18 protein-coding genes are annotated in these 20,290 nt (G+C 43.6%); 6 read left to right on the plus strand and 12 right to left on the minus strand.

The genetic code is table 11. The features are described 5' to 3' along the window. Nucleotides 1-72: 72 nt before the first annotated feature. Nucleotides 73-1,320: an esterase FrsA gene (gene frsA / locus HGO23_RS14125; protein ID WP_099134390.1), complete on the minus strand. Its 1,248-nt coding sequence runs from the start codon at nucleotides 1,318-1,320 to the stop codon at nucleotides 73-75. A gap of 175 nt (nucleotides 1,321-1,495) precedes the next feature. Then, a complete protein-coding gene (gpt, locus tag HGO23_RS14130; RefSeq protein ID WP_099134391.1) occupies nucleotides 1,496-1,951 on the minus strand; it encodes a xanthine phosphoribosyltransferase in 456 nt (151 codons plus the stop codon). 262 nt (nucleotides 1,952-2,213) lie between these two features. On the opposite strand from gpt, the gene pepD reads away from it, so the two are divergent. Next, nucleotides 2,214-3,674 (plus strand): beta-Ala-His dipeptidase, encoded by a 1,461-nt coding sequence (pepD, locus tag HGO23_RS14135; RefSeq protein ID WP_099134392.1) that lies wholly within the window; start codon nucleotides 2,214-2,216, stop codon nucleotides 3,672-3,674. A gap of 71 nt (nucleotides 3,675-3,745) precedes the next feature. On the opposite strand, the gene dinB is transcribed toward pepD, so the two are convergent. Together dinB and HGO23_RS14145 are read right to left on the minus strand one after the other, a co-directional pair. Continuing rightward, nucleotides 3,746-4,801, minus strand: a complete 1,056-nt coding sequence (gene dinB / locus HGO23_RS14140) for a DNA polymerase IV (protein WP_209027034.1) — start codon at nucleotides 4,799-4,801, stop codon at nucleotides 3,746-3,748. 220 nt (nucleotides 4,802-5,021) lie between these two features. After that, nucleotides 5,022-7,064, minus strand: coding sequence for a choline transporter (locus HGO23_RS14145; protein ID WP_209027035.1), 2,043 nt, complete (start codon nucleotides 7,062-7,064; stop codon nucleotides 5,022-5,024). Nucleotides 7,065-7,272: 208 nt separating this feature from the next. On the opposite strand from HGO23_RS14145, the gene betI reads away from it, so the two are divergent. Genes betI through betA form a run of 3 tightly spaced genes read left to right on the plus strand, consistent with a single transcriptional unit; the run spans nucleotide 7,273 to nucleotide 11,090 of the window. After that, nucleotides 7,273-7,854, plus strand: coding sequence for a transcriptional regulator BetI (gene betI / locus HGO23_RS14150; RefSeq protein ID WP_099134395.1), 582 nt, complete (start codon nucleotides 7,273-7,275; stop codon nucleotides 7,852-7,854). Between the two features lie 35 nt (nucleotides 7,855-7,889). Then, on the plus strand, nucleotides 7,890-9,368 hold the full coding sequence (gene betB / locus HGO23_RS14155) for a betaine-aldehyde dehydrogenase (protein WP_099134396.1): 1,479 nt from the start codon (nucleotides 7,890-7,892) through the stop codon (nucleotides 9,366-9,368). A gap of 27 nt (nucleotides 9,369-9,395) precedes the next feature. Then, entirely contained in the window at nucleotides 9,396-11,090 is a 1,695-nt protein-coding gene (gene betA / locus HGO23_RS14160) for a choline dehydrogenase (protein WP_099134397.1), read from the plus strand. Between the two features lie 76 nt (nucleotides 11,091-11,166). Here the strand turns inward: betA and HGO23_RS14165 are convergent, their stop codons facing one another. Continuing rightward, nucleotides 11,167-11,676 (minus strand): YtxH domain-containing protein, encoded by a 510-nt coding sequence (locus tag HGO23_RS14165; protein ID WP_209027036.1) that lies wholly within the window; start codon nucleotides 11,674-11,676, stop codon nucleotides 11,167-11,169. Nucleotides 11,677-11,713: 37 nt separating this feature from the next. Between HGO23_RS14165 and HGO23_RS14170 the strand changes: the two genes are divergently transcribed. Continuing rightward, nucleotides 11,714-11,896 (plus strand): hypothetical protein, encoded by a 183-nt coding sequence (locus HGO23_RS14170; protein WP_099134399.1) that lies wholly within the window; start codon nucleotides 11,714-11,716, stop codon nucleotides 11,894-11,896. A gap of 49 nt (nucleotides 11,897-11,945) precedes the next feature. Next, the gene (locus HGO23_RS14175; RefSeq protein WP_244967810.1) at nucleotides 11,946-14,255 is read left to right on the plus strand and encodes a TonB-dependent hemoglobin/transferrin/lactoferrin family receptor; all 2,310 of its coding nucleotides are present in this window, start codon (nucleotides 11,946-11,948) and stop codon (nucleotides 14,253-14,255) included. 142 nt (nucleotides 14,256-14,397) lie between these two features. On the opposite strand, the gene nqrM is transcribed toward HGO23_RS14175, so the two are convergent. From nqrM to HGO23_RS14210, 7 genes are all read right to left on the minus strand, one after another. Beyond that, nucleotides 14,398-14,622 carry a (Na+)-NQR maturation NqrM gene (gene nqrM, locus HGO23_RS14180; protein ID WP_099134401.1) on the minus strand — a complete coding sequence of 75 codons (225 nt, stop codon included), beginning with the start codon at nucleotides 14,620-14,622 and terminating at the stop codon, nucleotides 14,398-14,400. Nucleotides 14,623-14,634: 12 nt separating this feature from the next. Next, nucleotides 14,635-15,666, minus strand: a complete 1,032-nt coding sequence (locus HGO23_RS14185) for an FAD:protein FMN transferase (protein WP_209027038.1) — start codon at nucleotides 15,664-15,666, stop codon at nucleotides 14,635-14,637. A gap of 128 nt (nucleotides 15,667-15,794) precedes the next feature. Then, nucleotides 15,795-17,021 carry an NADH:ubiquinone reductase (Na(+)-transporting) subunit F gene (nqrF, locus tag HGO23_RS14190; RefSeq protein WP_099134403.1) on the minus strand — a complete coding sequence of 409 codons (1,227 nt, stop codon included), beginning with the start codon at nucleotides 17,019-17,021 and terminating at the stop codon, nucleotides 15,795-15,797. Between the two features lie 15 nt (nucleotides 17,022-17,036). Then, nucleotides 17,037-17,633: an NADH:ubiquinone reductase (Na(+)-transporting) subunit E gene (gene nqrE, locus HGO23_RS14195; protein ID WP_038263259.1), complete on the minus strand. Its 597-nt coding sequence runs from the start codon at nucleotides 17,631-17,633 to the stop codon at nucleotides 17,037-17,039. An 8-nt stretch (nucleotides 17,634-17,641) separates the two neighbouring features. Beyond that, entirely contained in the window at nucleotides 17,642-18,271 is a 630-nt protein-coding gene (locus HGO23_RS14200; protein WP_047685294.1) for an NADH:ubiquinone reductase (Na(+)-transporting) subunit D, read from the minus strand. Then, the gene (locus HGO23_RS14205) at nucleotides 18,264-19,058 is read right to left on the minus strand and encodes a Na(+)-translocating NADH-quinone reductase subunit C (RefSeq protein ID WP_099134404.1); all 795 of its coding nucleotides are present in this window, start codon (nucleotides 19,056-19,058) and stop codon (nucleotides 18,264-18,266) included. Before HGO23_RS14205 ends, HGO23_RS14200 begins: the two co-directional genes overlap by 8 nt. Beyond that, nucleotides 19,051-20,289, minus strand: a complete 1,239-nt coding sequence (locus HGO23_RS14210) for an NADH:ubiquinone reductase (Na(+)-transporting) subunit B (RefSeq protein WP_209027039.1) — start codon at nucleotides 20,287-20,289, stop codon at nucleotides 19,051-19,053. Before HGO23_RS14210 ends, HGO23_RS14205 begins: the two co-directional genes overlap by 8 nt. Nucleotide 20,290: the final 1 nt, after the last annotated feature.

Raw genomic sequence — 20,290 nt, forward strand, 5'->3', positions numbered from 1 at the left:
CAAAGGTCTCCTTTATAAACAGAAGCACATTTGTATCAAATGATTAAAAAATTTCAACTATTAAATTTAAGTTTAGTCAACTTTATCTTTCAACCATACACTTGATTCGTGTAATGCCCTACTGAAACCACTGTAGACAGGCGTTGACGGAATTGCCAATAAGGAGCCATCCATTGATGATCTAGCAATAAGTTTTGAGTCTTCTCTTGGGCTGAAAATATCATCTTTCCAATATACCGAAAACATTGGCACAGAACAGCGACGCCCCAGTAGTCCTTGATTTTTCAAGGAATAACAGCTCAGTTCTGAACGCAGAGCAGCCTCATCAACATGGTAAATGCCCAGACGACTGGCAATTACATCTTTGTACATTGACGGAATTTTCTGCTGCAACTTCTCACCATGCAGTAGTTCATGAACAACCGGGCTGACCACAGCCACTCCCTTAATAAGATGAGGTTCCAGATATGCAAGACGAACAGCAATATTGGCACCAAAACGAAAACCAAAAATACCCACTCTTGTATGGTCAATCCACGGAACAGTTTTTAATTGTTGCAATACTTGTTGATGAAGAGCGCAGGTATCCTGTGTCAATGTAAACTTGGCTGAATAACCTACAGAAGGCATATCTACCGTCAACATTGCAAAACCTAACGGTGAGAAATGTTCCCGAAACAATCGCCAACAATCACTTTGCAGACTATCAAGACTGGCACAAACGAGTATTGTCGGACACGGCCCCTGAACACCTGAAGGAATATGCAGTAAACCAGTAACAGTTTTACCTTCTTCTAACCGAAATTTCAGTTTTTTCAATTGATAATCGGAGAAATGTGCTGCATTTTCATAAGCTTTATTAGCTAGGGAAACAGCCTGATCTGCCAACTCGTCACCACGCAGATGGGGATAAGCGGCAATGCTGTATAACATTGAGGCTTTTAACCAACATTCACTGGTTTTGGATCCCTGTTCAGCATGCTGTGCTTTCTGCTGCCAGAACATTGCCTGTTGTGACCATTCAAATGCCCAATTCCCTTTACGATAGCCAACCACTGTGTCCAATAAATGGTCATGACTGCGTTCAGCATTTGTCACTGCAATCCTGCTGAGAACATCTTGAATTTCCAGCGGATTTATCCCCCTCCAGATCCAAGCGAGCCAATTAATCATGCGATACCAGCGTTCCTGGCGCTCTCCACTGAGCATTTTATTACTGATGTTAGTCGCTTGTGGACAAACGTATTTTACCAGTGTGGAAGTTTCCGGATGTTTAACCTGAGGTTTAAACAGCGATTCTGAGAGGTTCTGTTTAGTCATGGCAAAAGAAATTTATCACTGCTTATTATAAAAGTACCCAATAGATTTCGAATTGCATTGCAGTAGCAAGAGAAAAATCCCCAGATGCATAGACAACTATATGACTGGGGTAGCTATGAAGAGTAGCGCAACCAATTAAAGGGCAACTTGAAAGACGAGGGGTATAGTATAATTATTATTCACAAATAGGTGGAATAAACATCACGCCCATATCCCACGGCTGTTCAATCCATATGTTTTGAGGAACATCAACTACATAATCATCCACTAACGGACGGCCAGCAGGTTTAGCAAAAATCGTCACAAAGTGCGCTTTTGGATACATCTCACGGAGTACCTGAGCAGTGCCTCCGGTATCAACCAAATCATCAACGATGATAAAGCCTTCCCCATTCCCTTCAGCTTTTTTCAATACCTTTAACTCACACTGATTATCATGGTCATAGCTGGAAATACAAACTGTATCCACATGACGGATCCCCAGTTCACGAGCCAATAATGCTCCAGGTACAAGCCCGCCACGACTTACAGCAATAATGCCTTTCCACTGCTCTACGGGAAGTAAACGTTGTGCCAGTTTACGGGCATGTATTTGCAACATATCCCACGTTACGACATATTTTTCGCTCATAAAATTTGATCCTGGAAACTAAGAAAATCTCAGAAAAGAGTTTGTTGCGGAATAAAGGTTGCGCGAGATTATAGTGATTTAGGCGAGCAAAAACCAGCAAAAACAAGGGAACATCCTGATCCTGATTGCGCATTATTTACAAGAAAATGGTATTCTCAGGCAAGAGCATAGACACTGGGCAGCTCAAGATGATAAAAGCCCCCGATATGTCAAACATTATATACTTCCCATTTCATCAAGATGCAGTTATAGGAGATCTGACGTGTCCGAATTATCAACACTATCCCCTCAGCCATTATGGGATATTTTTGCTAAAATTTGCTCCATCCCACACCCATCCTATCATGAAGAAGAACTGGCCACTCACATCGTTGAATGGGCCAAAAACAGAAATTTCCATGTTGAGCGCGATGAAGTCGGTAATATCCTGATCAGAAAACCGGCCACAAAAGGCATGGAAAACCGCAAGACGGTTGTACTTCAAGCTCATCTTGATATGGTTCCTCAAAAAAATAATGATACACAACACAATTTTACGAAAGATCCTATCCGTCCTTACATTGACGGTGACTGGATAACGGCTGAAGGTACAACATTAGGGGCAGATAATGGTATTGGTATGGCTTCCGCCTTGGCAGTGCTAGCAGATGAATCTGTCAAACACGGCCCGCTGGAAGTTTTACTGACCATGACTGAAGAAGCAGGTATGGATGGTGCATTCGGCCTTCAACCCGGCTGGTTACAAGCTGATATTCTGATAAATACTGATTCAGAAGAAGAAGGCGAAATCTATATGGGTTGTGCGGGTGGTATTGATTTTGTCTCAACGATAACACTCTCCCGCGAGTCTCTGCCAGCAAACTATCAAACTCTGCAACTAACGCTGAAAGGCTTAAAAGGCGGTCATTCCGGTGGTGATATCCACTTAGGATTAGGTAACGCTAACAAATTACTGGCTCGTTTCCTCGCTACATATACAGAAGAACTTGACCTGAAATTGATTCATTTTCAGGGAGGGACACTGCGCAATGCTATTCCTCGTGAAGGCTCTACTATCATTGCCGTGCCAGTAGAACAGTGCCAAAAGCTACATCAGTTAAAAAATAATTATCTGGAAACATTGAAAAATGAATATGCGGTTGCTGAAGCGAATTTGACTCTCTTATTAGACGAAATTGAAACTTCATCACCAGCATTGACAGCAGATTGCCAGTCTCGTTTTATCTCTATGTTAAACACCATGCCTAACGGTGTTATCCGTATGAGCGATGTCGCTAAAGGTGTCGTAGAAACATCCCTGAACGTAGGTGTTGTTAATATGGAAGCAGACAAAGTGGAAATTATCTGTCTGATCCGTTCATTAATTGAAAGTGGTAAAGCTTATGTTGTCGGAATGCTGAATTCTCTGGCAAAACTGTCCGGCGCAGAAACAACAGCAAGTGGTGGTTATCCGGGCTGGCAGCCGGATGCTAATTCTCCGGTTATGCATTTAGTCCGCGAAACTTATCACCAACTGTTCGACAACACTCCGAATATTATGGTGATCCACGCAGGTCTGGAATGTGGGTTGTTTAAAAAACCATATCCAGATATGGATATGGTCTCCATTGGCCCAACCATTCGTGGCGCGCATTCACCTGATGAAAGAGTTCACATTAAGAGTGTTGGTCAGTATTGGCAATTGCTGACTGCCATTCTGAAATCAATTCCGGTAAAAGAGTAATATCGGCACATTCCCCTGCTCATAAGCAGGGGAATATTCTTTCTTACACGCTTTCCCCATAACAGACAACATTACCATTCCAACAATAACTGCCGTTCCAGTTGTGGATTCTGTAATGTCACATGCAGGCCAACTAACCGAACACCCCGGCCTTCTCTGCGAATTTCCCAAGCCTGTCTGGCTATCCGAAGCAGATCCTGTTTATCTAATAGAGGATGAACATGTTCCTGTGTCGTCAGTTGAAAATCATCAAATTTTAATTTAATGCCCTGACGAGCAATACGGAGATCGGGCTTGACCTTTCCCAACCGCTTTTCCAGTTCAGGGTAAAGATATTCAACCAATTCGGCACAATCACGCCAATCATGAATATCCTGCGCCAGTGTTTTTTCTACACCAACAGACTTACGTAAGCGCTCAGGCTTGATTAAACGCTCATCAATACCATGACAACGCTGCCAAAGTGCCAAGCCAAATTTCCCCAATTTTTTTATTAACTCTAACTTGTCATAGCGTTGCACATCCACACAGGTTTCCAAACCCATATCTGATAATCGATTAGCAGTTACTTTCCCCACGCCAGGAATTTTGTGTAATGGTAAAGATTGTACAAACTCTTCAACTTGTTCAGGAACAATCACATATTGACCATTGGGTTTATTAATATCTGATGCAATTTTGGCCAGAAATTTAACGGGTGCAACACCTGCCGAAGCAGTTAGTTGCAACTCCTTAAAAATTACCTGACGAATCTCTTTAGCAATTAACGTAGCGGAGCCATGACAATATTGGCAATCCGTTACATCCAGATAAGCCTCATCCAGAGAAAGTGGTTCAATCAGTTCGGTATAACGGGAAAAAATTTGGCGGATATGTTGAGAAACTTCTTTATAGAACATCATTCGTCCTGAAATCACTTTCAATTGAGGACAAAGTTTCAATGCCATTGAGGTAGACATAGCGCTGTGTACGCCGAAACGGCGGGCAGGATAATTGGCTGTACTGATAACACCTCGCCTGTCAGCGCTGCCACCAACAGCAATAGGAATATCGCGAAGTGATGGATTATCCCGCATTTCAATAGCAGCAAAAAAGCAGTCCATATCAATATGAATAATCTTGCGCATCTGATCTCTCCACGACAAAGAAACTGTATAAACATACAGTTAAAAATCATAACGCGCTACTTTTTTTAACCATTTTTATCATACAAGCAAATATCAACCTGCATTTCACTCTTATTATCTCTCTTCCAGAGGTCTTTTATTCTAAAAATTAACTAATCAGGAATTAGATTATTTTTCCAACAAGACGGTCTGCAATGACATATTACAGACCGTTTCCGGTTTATACCCCACTTGGGAAAATCAAAGTCTGTCCTGGAGCTTCACGGTTCAAATGAATAAAATTCAGATGTTTTTCATAGTGATCAAGAATATCGCTGATTATTTGTTCTTTTGTGTAGCCCATTAAATCATTACCCTGCGTACCTTCCATCAGAAAGGTTTCCAACCGGAAGTAATAAGACTTACCCAATCTCGCACGATAAGTAAATCCGGGCACGGAATAGCGTTGCGGCCATACCTGATAAATAAAATTCTGTTCTTCCCCCAAATCAACAATCAGTTCAAGCGGGCTAAGGCGCTTATCCTCCTCCGAAGGCAGTGTGCTAAATTGCACTTTCGCACCGCGTAATTCCAACTCTTTTGCAACTTCCTGCATCGCAGGACGACATACCATATCCAACATACGTTGGGTACTTTTCGTTCCCGGAAAATGCATCATACGACTCAGGCGCTGCTTCCAGTTCAAAGAACCATTGTCATGCACCAATGTTGGGGATGTATTCTGCAATGCACTGGCCTTACGGAAGTCTTCCACTCGCAATGATTTATACAATCCCGCCATAATAAAGAAGATCACAAAACTAAACGGTAATCCCATAATTACTGTGGTGTTTTGTAAAGCAGAGATACCATCCGTCATCAATATGCCCAATGTCAGTACACCAATTGCCACAGACCAGAATATCCGCAGCCAGTTTGGTGCGTCATTATTAATATCACTGAGGTTAGATGTGAAATTGCCTAAAACCAACGATCCCGAATCGGCCGATGTGACATAAAATAACAGCCCGGTGATAGTGGCAACGGAAGCACTAAAAGTAAAAGCCGGATAAAGTGCCAGAAGGTTATAAAAACCTTGCTCCGGATGGAGCAATACTGTTTCAGCTAATTGCCGATTACCGTGAAGAATTTCATATAACGCACTGTTACCAAAAATCGATAACCAAAGCAGCGTAAAAACAAATGGAATAACCAGGGTTCCCATTACAAACTGGCGGATCGTTCGGCCACGGGAAATACGCGCAAGGAATAATCCAACAAACGGTGACCAGGCAACCCACCATGCCCAGAAAAATAGTGTCCAGTTATTCATCCATTCGGTCGGACGTTCAAATGCGAAACTATTGAGTGTCATGCTCATAAAACGGCTGATGTAATCACCAACATTCTGCACCAGTCCATTAAGCAAAAATTCTGTATCCCCTACAAACAAGATAAATAGAATCAACCCTAATGCCAGTAACACATTCAATTCGGACAAAAATCGAATGCCTTTGTTCACACCAGAGGTGACAGATACCGTTGCTACTATCACCGACAGCAGTATTAATCCCCCCTGAACGCCCAAGCCCTGTGGCAGCCCGAAAAGCACTTTCAAACCGTAATTTAGCTGCACCACACCGATTCCCAATGTAGTTGCGATACCGAAAATCGTGCCTATTACCGCAGCGATATCCACGGTATGACCGATAGGCCCTTTGATACGATTGCCAAAAATAGGATAGAGCGCTGAACGGATAGTTAATGGCAAGTTGTAACGATAACTGAAATAGCCCAGAGCAATCCCCATCAGAGCATACATAGACCAGCCCGTCAGGCCATAGTGGAACAATGTCCACACCATCGCCTGACGAGCTGCTTCAATCGTTTCTCCTTCCCCCGTAGGTGGACGCATATATTGCGTAACCGGTTCAGCTACTGAGAAAAACATCAAATCAATACCTATCCCGGCAGCAAACAACATTGCCGCCCAACTGAGCAAACTGAACTCAGGCTTAGATTGTTCCGGCCCTAGTTTGATAGAACCAAAACGGGAAGATGCAACAAATATGACAAAGACAATATAAAGCGTTGCAGCCAGCAGGTAGTACCAGCCAAATGTTTTAGATACCCAGTTCAGCGTACTTTTTATCCAGATACTCGTTGCATCCGTAAAGAAAAACGTGAAAAGAGAAAAGACAATAATTAACACTGCTGAGATAAAAAAAACGACAGAGTTCAGTGTATCCTTCTGAGTGTTTTTTGGACTGTCTTGTGTGTTCATAGGCAGTTCCTGAAATTAATGAAAAGAAAAAACGAAAAAGAATAATGAAAATAACCATATGAATAATAAATAAAAAATAAACTAACTCTCAATAGTTCCAATTCCATTTTGTAAAAATATTGTAATAAAACATATTTAATTTTGATTGAACATTCAATTAAAAAAAAGTTTAATAGCGCCGGATCATTGATTTTCTGAGCGTAAGGTCATGCCCAAAATTGGAATACAGTCGATAAGAAAACAACAACTCATTGATGCAACATTAGCGGTCATCAATGAAGTTGGAATGCAGGAAGCAAGTATTGCGCAGATAGCCAGAAAAGCCGGGGTTTCTAACGGTATTATCAGTCACTATTTCAAAGATAAGAACAGATTACTTGAAGCAGCTATGCGGCATCTATTGTATCAACTCAAAATGGCTGTAGCACGACGGTTAAGGCTACTCAACAATGCTACTCCGGCTCAAAGGCTAACAGCCATCGTTGAAGGAAATTTTGACGCCAGTCAAATCAATAATGCAGCCATGAAAACCTGGCTGGCTTTTTGGGCCAGCAGCATGCACCAGCCCAATTTGTACCGATTACAACAAGTGAACGAACGTCGCTTATATTCCAATATCTGTGTTGAATTCAGAAGGACTCTACCCAAAAGAGAAGCGCAACTGGCAGCACAAGGGCTGGCAGCTCTGATTGACGGTATCTGGCTGAGAAGTGCCTTGAGCAGCAAGCCCTTTGATATAGAAAGTGCCTTCACTATCACCATCGATTATATCGAGCAGAAACTCAGATAACCTGTGTACCCTGAATTCTGATCTAAGGAGACTCTATGACCCGTTTTGGTTTACAGAAGCTTTATATCCACGGTGCTTATGTTGATAGTGCCAACCCTGATAGAAACACTTTTGATGCAATCAATCCAGCCAATGGTGAAGTCATTGCTCAATTGCAGGCTGCAACTGAACAAGATGTTGAGCTGGCTGTGGAAAGTGCCCAAAAAGGACAAAAAATCTGGGCAGCAATGACTGCGGTAGAGCGTTCACGGATCTTACTTAAAGCAGCAGATATTCTCCGTGAGCGCAATGATGAATTGTCCGAACTGGAAACACTGGATACCGGCAAACCGCTCTCCGAAACTCAACTAATTGATATCCTTACCGGTGCCGACGTTATGGAATATTATGCCGGTCTGATCCCTGCGATTGAAGGCCAGCAAATTCCATTGCGTGAATCCTCTTTCATCTATACGCGTCGTGAACCACTAGGCGTCGTGGCAGGCATTGGGGCATGGAACTATCCAATCCAAATTGCCTTGTGGAAATCAGCACCAGCGCTGGCGGCTGGTAATGCCATGATTTTCAAACCCAGTGAAGTGACTTCCCTCACCGCCCTGAAGCTCGCTGAAATTTATACTGAAGCGGGTTTACCTGATGGCGTATTTAACGTCCTGACAGGCATGGGGCATGAAGTGGGCCATTATCTGGCTGTCCATCCGAAAATCGCCAAAATGTCTTTTACCGGCGGTATTGTCACCGGCAAGAAAGTGATGGCTAACGCATCCGGCTCAACATTGAAAGAAGTCACAATGGAACTGGGTGGTAAATCTCCGTTGATCATTTTCGATGATGCCAATCTGGATCGGGCTGCCGATATCGCCATGATGGCAAACTTTTTCAGTTCAGGTCAGGTCTGTACCAACGGTACACGCGTTTTTATCCCGAAGGCACTGGCTCCCCATTTTGAAAATAAAATCATGGAGCGTATCAAACGGATCCGCATTGGCTCACCGCTTGATCCGAATACCAATTTTGGCCCATTGGTAAGCTTCCAGCATATGGAATCTGTCTTACGCTACATAGAAAGCGGCAAAAATTCAGGTGCCCGTTTGCTATATGGTGGTAAACGCTTAATGGACGGTGATCTGGCGAAAGGGGCATTTATTGCACCAACCGTATTTACCGACTGTACCGATGACATGCTGATTACCCAGGAAGAAATTTTCGGCCCGGTAATGTGTATTCTGACCTACGAAACAGAAGATGAGGTCATTGCTCGCGCTAATAACACAGATTATGGCCTTGCCGCAGGAGTAGTGACGAAAGATTTATCCCGTGCTCACCGTGTTATCCACCAATTAGAAGCCGGGATTTGTTGGATCAACACATGGGGAGAATCACCGGCAGTTATGCCAGTCGGTGGCTACAAACATTCTGGTGTCGGACGCGAAAATGGGCTGGTTACTCTACAACACTATACACAGATTAAATCAATACAGGTTGAACTAGGAAATTTCGAATCCCTATTTTAACCCACGACTGAAACAGAGGAGATAACAATGGCATTTGACTACATTATTATCGGTGCTGGTTCAGCGGGTAATGTGCTTGCAACTCGTTTAACGGAAGATCCGAATGTTACTGTCCTGTTGCTGGAAGCAGGTGGGCCAGATTACCGATTCGACTTTCGTACTCAAATGCCAGCAGCGCTGGCATATCCCTTGCAGGGAACCCGTTACAACTGGGCGTATGAAACCGATCCCGAACCCTACATGAATAACCGTCGTATGGAATGTGGACGGGGTAAGGGAGTAGGGGGATCGTCATTGATCAATGGCATGTGCTATATCCGTGGCAATGCGATGGACTTTGATAATTGGGCAAAACAACCCGGTCTGGAAGATTGGGGGTATCTCGATTGCCTGCCTTATTTCCGTAAAGCAGAGTCACGGGATATTGGCCCGAATGACTACCATGGCGGCGATGGCCCTGTCAGTGTTACCACACCCAAGGCCGATAATAATGAGCTTTTTCATGCGATGGTAGAAGCCGGTATTCAGGCTGGCTATCCAAGTACTGACGACCTGAATGGCTACCAGCAAGAAGGCTTTGGCCCGATGGATCGTACTGTCACACCAAAAGGCCGTCGCTCCAGCACTGCTCGCGGTTATCTGGATCAAGCCAAATCTAGATCTAACCTAGCCATTATGACTCATGCACTAACAGACACCATCAAATTTAAGGGTAAAACTGCCGTTGGTGTCGATTTCTACCAAGGTAATAGTTCAACACTGACGCAGGCCAAAGCACGCAAAGAAGTTTTGCTCTGTGCCGGAGCCATCGCTTCCCCGCAGATTTTGCAGCGTTCAGGCATTGGCCCTGAAGATGTATTGCATGAATTTGGTATTCCTGCGATACATATTTTGCCCGGTGTAGGGCAAAATCTTCAGGATCATCTTGAAATGTACCTGCAATATGAGTGCCTCGAACCTGTTTCTCTCTATCCTTCTTTGAAATGGTATAACCAACCAATGATTGGGGCTGAATGGTTATTTAAAGGCACTGGTATTGGTGCCAGTAATCATTTTGAAGCCGGTGGTTTTATCCGCACCAGTGAAAAATTTGCCTGGCCCAATATTCAGTATCACTTCTTACCCGTTGCCATTAACTACAATGGCAGTAATGCAGTCAATAAACACGGCTTTCAGGCTCACGTCGGTTCGATGCGTTCCCCAAGTCGGGGGCGTGTGAAAATCAAGTCACGTGACCCACACCAGCATCCAAGCATTTTGTTCAACTATATGTCTACAGAACAGGACTGGCAGGAATTCCGCGATGCCATTCGCATTACACGGGAAATTATGGCACAACCCGCACTTGCTCCTTATTGTGGCCAGGAAATAAGCCCCGGATCTGGTATCCAGACAGATGAGCAGTTGGATGCCTTTATTCGGGAGCGTGCCGAAACAGCGTTTCATCCATCCTGTAGTTGTAAAATGGGATTTGATGAAATGGCTGTTGTTGATAGTCAAGGGCGAGTGCATGGTGTTGAAAACCTGCGTGTCATTGATGCGTCTATAATGCCGGAAATTATTACCGGTAATTTGAATGCCACCACTATCATGATGGCAGAGAAAATTGCCGATAAAATCCGGGGACATCCCCCTCTGCCCCGCAGTCAGGCAAAATATTATGTCGCCAATGGTGCCCCGGTACGCAAATCGCCAGTAAACACATCATCAGAGAGTTCCTGAAAAAAAGGGTGATCATGTTCAGATCACCCTTCCTATATGAATAAATTATCAGAATGATAAATTCTGATACGTTGAATTAACCTTCCTCTTTTTTGCTATTATCACCTTTAAGACTGTTGATTAAATCATCCGTCTTTTTATCGGCATCCGATTTTATTTCTTTCGTCTTCGACTTTACTGCATCTGCAAACTGATTAATTTTATCCGTGGCCTGTTGTTGTATCTCCCCCGCTTTGGCTGTCATCTTATCCGCTGCGTCATTTAGAGATTTTGTAACATCACCCGTCTTGGAAGACTGCGTTTGACTTACCGCATCATGAGTGGAATGGTTTATATTACCCTGTTTTTCCTTGGATTTATCTACCGATTCACGCTCTCCACCCGCAGCATTGTCTTTCATGTCCTGTGATTTTTCTTTTTCATTGTCCGTCATTTCTGAGTTTTTCTGCTCAGTATCCGTTTTCATTTGAGATGCACTATCTTCGGTTTGATGGGTTGAATCCTCCGCTTTTTTGGAAGCATCATCACAGCCTGCAATAAATGCCACAATTCCTACCAAGAACAGCGTACTAAGAATCTTCTTCATTGACTAACCCCTTGCACTTACGGAAATGACCTTGCGAATGAGTGTTTTGGTTTTTATACCACAACATCCCATAAGCACTTTGCAGCAAACCATACCTATAAAAGCTATGTCTATAAAAAGCTATGCCGATAAAAAAACTGTACTGATAAAAAACTGTGCCGATAAAAAACATGCAGATAAAAATAATTCTCATTTTTATCTGCCCGACTTGCTTTCTTAGATGACTTATAACAATGCAATATTTCACACAAACACATTTTAGGAAATTTATGGCAAATAATAGTCAAAATTTAGAAAAACGCCCAATCACAACTTTTATTCGAAAAATCTTAAACGGAACATTTTCGGGAACACTGGTATTAGGTATTGTATTTTCCAATGCCGTTTTAGCGGCAGAAAATCCTGCTGAGAAGGGTGCCGAAAAGAAAAATAAGGTTATACAACTATCAACGCTTTCGGTAATAGGAAGTGTCCACAACAGCACCAGCGCAGGTAGTTCTTCGCTCAAAAAGGAAGATATCGACCGGACTCAGGCTGATAACGTTGCCCAATTACTCGAACAGCTTCCCGGTGTTTCTATGTCCGGCTCGCCGCGCTCCGGTGGGCAAACCTTAAATATCTGGGGAATGGGAGAATCAGAAGACATCAAAATCACACTGGATGATGCACCCAAAGGATTCGAGAAATATCGTCAGGGTTCCATTTTTATAGAACCAGAATTAATCAAACGTATTGATGTTGATAAAGGGCCACACAATTTATTGAATGGCAACGGTGGATTTGGCGGTTCTGTCAAAATTGTGACAAAAGATACCAGCGACTTGTTACGCCCGGATGAAGATTGGGGCGGCTTTATCAAACAAAGCTACCACACCAATGACAGGCAATGGATCAACAGTATTGCGTTATACGGCAGAGATCCTAATGGCTATGCTGATGGATTGCTGTATGCCAACAAACGTGATGGTCATAATATCAAGCGCCCTGATGGTACACGTTTTGAATATTCACAAAACAACCAAACGTCTTATTTATTGAAAACCAATTTCTACCCCAATGACACGCATACTATAAGTTTGTCCGCTATGCGCTCTGAATCAGATGGTTGGCAGCCGTGGGCAGCTAAACGGGATGGAATGGTAGTTCCATCTGATGCTGACATCAAAAGATATGGCTGGGATGGTGCCTGGAAAAGAAAATTGGTCTTCCGTGATCAAATCGATCAAAACTATTCTGCCAAATGGAGTATCGCACCGGAAGATAATCCATGGATAAATTTAACACTTACCTATGCCTATTCCAAAACCAAGCAAAACGATAGTCGCCCTGAGAATGCTGCATCTTCTTTCAGTGGGTTAATGGGTAATAAAAGCTGGGTTGATTACACTGACAATTTGGTTGATATCAATAATAACAGCGTGTTCTCAACAGGTATAATCGAACATGAATTAATAGCAGGAGCCCGTTGGCATAAGAACCAACGCAACGTTTTAATGTTCGATAAAGGCAATAAAAATAATGCTGAATATAATTACGGCTATTACCAGCCTCACTATATGCCAGCAGGCGATCAGCATACTTACAGCGTATATATGCAAGATTCTTTGAAACTAGGGAATATTACAATCACGCCAGGGATTCGCTATGACCATGTTAAAAACATTGGTGAAGAAAATAAGGCACCTCGCTTTAACAACAAATCACCTGAAATCAACCATGACTATAGCAGTGTGACTTATACTGGTTGGACACCTCATTTGGGAGTAATGTGGAAAACCAACCAACATCTTTCACTATTTGCAGATATCAGCCGCACATGGAGAGCACCACTGGTAGATGAACAGTATGAAGTTCAGTCAGCAAAAACCAATCTTCCCGGCTCCAGCCGTAATCTTAAGGTTGAAAGAATGACAGGGATACGACTTGGTGCCATTCTCGATTTCGATGATCTGATGCTTGAAAATGACAGCTTGCAAATTCGTACAACCTTATTCCGTAACCGTGGTAAGGATGAAATCTTCAAAAGACGTGGAATTTATTGTACAGAACAAATTGAAAGTGGTTCGAGTAGCTCATGTGAAAAGCCATTAGCGAATTATCGCAACCTGCCGAGTTATACTATAGAAGGCTTGGAAATAGAGACCTTCTATGACAGCAGAACACTATTCGGAAAATTTTCTTTCTCTACCATTCGCGGCCAGCGTGATGCTTCGATGCGCGATCCGTGGATAGGACATAAGACCTGGATTGCTGAAATTCCGCCAAGATCTGCACATGCTATGCTTGGGTTCAAAATCCCACGCTGGCAGATGGCGATGGGCTGGAAAGGTGATTTTATCCGCAAACAAGATCGTTCATCTGTAGATGGCGATCCAGAAGCATGGCATTGGTCATTACCAAAAACCAGAGGCTATGCCCTGCATGGTCTGTTTGCAAGCTGGCGCCCGCCTCTTATGAAAGGCTTTGAAGCACGGATCACTGTAGATAACCTGTTCAACCGTGATTACTATCCATATTTAGGAGAAGCCGTTTCAGGTATTGGTCGTAATTACAAATTCAGTATTTCACAGCAATTCTAACTGACACGTAACCACTCAACTGATAATCCTTTTAATATCCTGTAAGAAGCCGATAAAAACCCGCTGTTTTGTCTCACAGCGGGCTATCCTTCCAACGTTATTTTTTTAACTGGTGATAGATTTTCTCACAAGAAAAACATCATCAAAGAATGCGGTTTTTCTCCAGTTGCGCATAACGAGCAGCTTCCCTTGCCATACGTTTTTTACGCGCATCACAAGGTTCAGGACAATCGCAGACTTTTTCAACACCTATACTTCCCAAGCCTCCACAACTTCCCTGAATACTTTTGCGCTTAAAGATATAGCCTAATGCCATCCCCACAAAAGCCAGCAGGAAAAAGATAAAGGCTGCGATAAAAACTTCCATAACCTTTCCCTCTTATTTTTTCTGTTGTAAATATTGCTTAAAGGCCGGGCTATAACGTTCTTCAAAACCATCTTTAGTTTTGACTATCATAAAAACCGGAATGTTCAGTTTTTCAGCTAATTCCATTCCCTTAACTGGCCCTAACACATCTATCCCGGTAGAAAAACCATCTGCGCTCATGCAGGTCGGTGCAATAACCGTAATCGAAACCAGATTATGTCTGATGGGGTTCCCTGTTTTGGGATCAATGGTGTGAGAATAACGCACGCCATTCTGTTCAAAATAGTTGCGGTAATCACCCGATGTCGCGACAGCCATCTCACCCGGTTCAATAATTTCCTGAGCACTTTGCGTCATTCCACTATCGGATGGCTTTTCAATCGCAATTCGCCACGGAGTACCCTTACCGTTGTTTCCTGATGTGCGAACTTCACCACCAATATCAACCATGTAATTCCTGATATTCTGAGAAGCCAGATATTCCGCGACCACATCAACACCGTAGCCTTTAGCAATAGAGGAAAGATCAACATATAATTCAGGAATGGACTTAATCAGATTATTACCTTCAACAGATAATTTATCGATCCCAATCCACGCACGGCGTGTTGCCAATTCTTCATCTGTTGGCGCTTTAGTCACTCGTCCTTCCGGCCCAAATCCCCACAAATTCACTAATGGCCCAACAGTCACATCTAAAGCACCATCCGTCAATTGATTAATACGGGTAGCTTCCTTAACCACTTTCGCTGTAGCTGCGGATACCGGAAAGGGTTTATTCACTTCACGACTTTGATTAAAACGACTCAATTCAGAATTTGGCCGATAAGTGGACATCTGGTCGTTTACTTCTTCTAATAAACGATCAATCTCTTTTTGCAGTTTTTCCGGGGAAGGTCCTGATAAATCAGTGATATACTTGATGGAGTAATAAGTTCCCATCGTTTGCCCACTCAGGTTCTGTTGTTCTGGACCACCACATGCTGATAACAGCACGGCCATGAACATCAATACACCCCAGTTGATAATTTTTTTACTCAACATAACTTACTCTTTCTGAATCATCAGCGCCCACGAAATGTGGGCGCTTATCGTTAAATCAAAGTGTTATATACCCGGCGTTTTTCAATCTTAAAATCCATAGGGTATAGATCATGATCTGATTCAGATCATCAGCCACCGAAATCATCCAGCATGATGTTTTCATCTTCTACACCAAGGTCTTTCAGCATCTTAATGACCGCAGCATTCATGACCGGAGGCCCACACATGTAGAATTCACAATCTTCTGGTGCCGGATGGTCTTTCAGATAATTTTCATACAGGACGTTGTGAATAAAGCCTGTATAGCCATCCCAGTTATCTTCCGGCAAGGCATCAGACAGCGCAACATGCCAGGTAAAGTTTTCATTTTCTGCCGCCAGCTGATCGAAATCTTCGGTATAGAACATTTCACGCTTGGAACGGGCACCATACCAGAAAGAGATCTTACGATTGGAACTCAAACGATTGAGCTGATCGAAAATGTGAGAACGCATTGGTGCCATACCTGCACCACCGCCGATGAATACCATTTCAGCATCAGTATCCTTCGCGAAGAATTCACCGAATGGGCCGGAAATCGTCACTTTATCACCGGCTTTTAATGACCAGATGTAAGAAGACATGATACCCGGTGTCACATCAGGGTTTCTTGGCGGAGGTGTGGCAATACGCACGTTCAGCATAATGATGCCATGCTCTTCCGGATAGTTCGCCATTGAGTATGCACGAACTGTCGGCTCATTGACTTCAGAAACATAGCGGAACAAATTAAATTTATCCCAATCTTCGCGGTATTCCTGCGGTACATCAAAATCAACATAACGGGCAATATGTGGAGGACATTCAATCTGAATGTAACCACCTGCACGGAATGGTACGACTTCCCCATCAGGTACTTTCAGTTTCAATTCTTTAATGAAAGTTGCTTTGTTATCGTTAGAGATAACTTCACATTCCCATTTCTTAACGCCGAAGATCTCTTCCGGCAATTCAATTTTCAGGTCTTGCTTAACATTAACCTGACATGCCAGACGGCAGCCTTCTTTTGCTTCACGCTTGTTAATGTGAGACAGCTCTGTAGGCAGGATATCACCACCGCCTTCTCTGATCTTCACACGACACTGACCACAAGAGCCGCCACCACCACATGCTGAAGAAACGAAAATACCCTGATTGGCAAGCATACCCAACAACTTATCACCAGCGGGAGCAGTAAAACTTTTCTCCTCATCGCCGTTGACTTCAACTTTAATATCCCCGGTGTTCACTAACTTCGATTTTGCGAACAAAATCATTGCCGTCAGCGCCAACACAATCAGGGTAAACATTACTACGCCTAGAATGATTATATCCATGAATTCTTCTCTCCTTTAGAGCTGCACGCCGGAGAAGGACATAAAGCCCAATGCCATCAATCCGGTGGTAATAAAGGTGATCCCCAATCCTTTCAAACCTGCCGGAACATCCGCATATTTCATTTTTTCACGAATAGCGGCCATCAGGACAATTGCCAGCATCCAGCCCATACCTGAACCAAAACCATATACGATGGATTCACCAAAGTTATAGTCACGCTGTGCCATGAAAGAAACACCACCGAAAATCGCACAGTTCACCGTAATCAACGGCAGGAAAATCCCCAACGCGTTGTAAAGTGCAGGAACGTAACGATCAAGGATCATTTCCAGAATCTGCACCAGTGCAGCGATCACACCGATAAAGGTAATGAAGTTCAGGAAACTCAGATCAACCCCATCAATCAAGGCTCCATCACGGAGTACCAGATTGTAAACAAGGTTATTGGCAGGAACAGAAATTCCCAAAACAACCGTTACGGCAACGCCCAGACCAAAAGCAGTTTTGACGTTTTTAGACACCGCCAGAAAAGTACACATACCGAGAAAGAAGGATAACGCCATATTCTCGATAAAGACGGCACGGACAAATAAACTGATATAATGTTCCATGTTGTCTGTTACTCCTTATCAACCTGCTCAGGTTTCAGAGTCCGCAGACCCCAAATCAGCATACCAATGATGAAAAATGCACTTGGTGCCAGCAGGAACAGACCGTTAGGCTGATACCAACCACCATTTTTGATGGATTCCATCACAGTAATACCCAACAGCTTTCCTGAGCCAAACAGTTCGCGCAAAAAGCCCACCAGTAACAAAATGACACCATAGCCTAAACCGTTACCGATACCATCCATGAAACTTTCTACTGGAGGAGATTTCATGGCATAGGCTTCTGCACGTCCCATTACGATACAGTTAGTGATGATAAGGCCAACAAACACAGATAGCTGTTTTGAGATTTCATAGGCATATGCCCGCAAAATCTGGTCTACCACAATAACCAACGAGGCAATAATTGCCATCTGCACAATGATTCGCACACTGCCCGGAATGTAATTACGAATCAACGAAATGAAAAAGTTAGAAAATGCTGTTACCAGTGTCACAGCAAGCGTCATCACCAATGCAGTTTCTAGTTTGGTTGTTACCGCTAATGCTGAACACACACCCAAAACCTGCAATGCAATTGGGTTATTATCAAACAGCGGCCCAAGAAGGACGCGTTTTATCTCTTTACTATCAGCCATCTTTCAAGACTCCCTCGCGTACTTTTTTCAGGAACGGGCCAAAACCATTATCACCCAACCAGAAATCAAACATATGCTGAACACCGTTGGAAGTCAGAGTCGCGCCAGACAAACCATCTACACCATAAGGATTATCACCCGCGCCACCACGAACGATTTTGAGCACCGGAGCACCTTCCGGGTTATAAAGTTTTTTGCCAACCCATTGCTTACGCCATTGTGGGTTATCAACTTCACCACCCAATCCCGGTGTTTCGCCGTGAGAGTAGTAAGTAATGCCGCGAGATGTTACGCCATCCACGTCAATGGAAATAAAGGCATACATCATTGACCACAGACCTGAACCATATATCGGCAATACCAGCTCAGTAGTTTTGCCGTGTTCATCTTTAACCAGATAGATTTCTGTCATATCAGCCCGACGACGGATTTTCGCCAGATCCTGTTCTGGGGATAAAGCTATGCTGGTTTCATCACGGCGCAGGGCATTATTCAGGTCAAAATTGCCATCACTTTTTTCGAGTATTGCTGTTTTCAAATCAAGCAATCTTGGCTGGATATGGCTGTCATAAGCTGCTTTGATTTCTGCTGTTGTCATGTCTGGTTTCAGCAAACCAGCAACATCCAGAATATTACGCTGTTTATCCAACAGTTTTTGTTCTTGTTGCTGTGCCCTCAAACCTACGGCTGAACCAGCAACGACAATCGAACATACAAGGCACAACACAAAAACAACAAGAAACGTTCTGCCGATGCTGTCATTATTTTTTGGTTTATCATTAGCCACGGGCTTTTCTCCGCTTAATATTGGCCTGTACGACCAAATAATCGAACAGTGGCGCGAACAGGTTAGCGAATAGAATCGCCAACATCATCCCTTCTGGGTAAGCTGGGTTTACAACACGGATCAGGATACACATCACCCCAATCAGAATGCCGTATGCCCATTTCCCTTTATCCGTAAATGCAGCAGATACGGGATCTGTTGCCATAAAGATCATACCGAAAGCAAAGCCCCCCAGAACCATGTGCCAATACCATGGCATGGTGAACATTGGGTTAGTGTCTGAACCAATCGCATTAAACAGATAGGACATTGCAATCATACCGATCATGACACCAGCAACAATGCGCCATGAAGCGATACGGGCAAACAGAATGATGGCACCACCGATGAAAATCATCAGAGTGGAAACTTCACCAACTGAACCTGGGATGTTACCAAGGAAAGCATCCATCCATGTTACAGGCTGACCTGTGATGGTGTTCATCAGAGCATGCTGGCCCGCATTCGCCCATTGAGACAGTGGGGTTGCCCCGGAAAAACCGTCAGCCGCAGTCCAGACTAAATCACCTGAAATTTGGGCAGGATAAGCAAAAAACAAGAAAGCACGACCCGCCAGAGCCGGGTTAAGGAAGTTACGACCTGTACCACCAAAGATTTCTTTTGCAACTACGACACCAAAAGTAATCCCCAGTGCCGCCTGCCACAATGGCAGTGTTGGCGGAACAATCAGTGCGAACAGAATAGAACTGACAAAGAAGCCTTCGTTGATTTCATGTTTGCGGATAATGGCAAATAAGATTTCCCAAAAGCCACCAACCACAAAAACGACAGCATAAATTGGCAGGAAGTAGGTTGCCCCCAGCAGCATTTTGCTGCCCCACCCTGCATCCGGTGTCAGTGACGCACCAAGATACTGGGCCAATATATAATGCCAGTCAGAAGCCAGAACCTGCTGTAGTACTTCTCCACTGTATAGATGGGTTAATGCAGGTATCGCCTGATTCCCTACATTATACATTCCCCAGAACATGGCCGGAAAAACAGACATCCATACCAGAATCATCATACGCTTGAGGTCGATGGCATCACGGACGTGGGCGGTTCCCTTTGTCACTGTTCCCGGAGTGTAAAAAACGGTGCTTACTGCCTCATAGAGAGGATAATATTTTTCCAGCTTGCCACCGGCCTCAAAATGGTGTTCTACTTTCTCAAATAAATTTTTCAGGCCCATG

This window comes from Xenorhabdus budapestensis, assembly GCF_017743015.1.
GTDB lineage: Bacteria > Pseudomonadota > Gammaproteobacteria > Enterobacterales > Enterobacteriaceae > Xenorhabdus > Xenorhabdus budapestensis.